General features: G+C 68.0%; 1 protein-coding gene. It reads right to left on the reverse strand.

Annotated elements, in window-relative coordinates; genetic code table 11:
- Positions 1-203 (reverse strand): type IV pilin protein (locus OEB96_RS00010; RefSeq protein ID WP_266213321.1); only part of this gene is annotated, 203 nt, incomplete at both ends.

Here is a 203-nt window from a genome sequence, read left to right on the forward strand (position 1 = left end):
CAGCCGGGCCCCTCGCAGTTGGTGGTGCTGGCGTAGTGCCCCTGCACGGCACGGAAGCTGCGCTGGCGCAGCGCGAGGTTGGAGAGGTCGGAGATGACCTCGGTCTTGTGGGCGTTGCGCACGTTGCGGGAGTAGGCCGCGATCGCCACCGCCGCGAGCACGCCGAGGATCACGATCACCGTCATCAGCTCGATGAGGGTGAA

This window comes from Paraliomyxa miuraensis (genome assembly GCF_026337845.1).
GTDB lineage: Bacteria > Myxococcota_A > Polyangia > Nannocystales > Nannocystaceae > Paraliomyxa > Paraliomyxa miuraensis.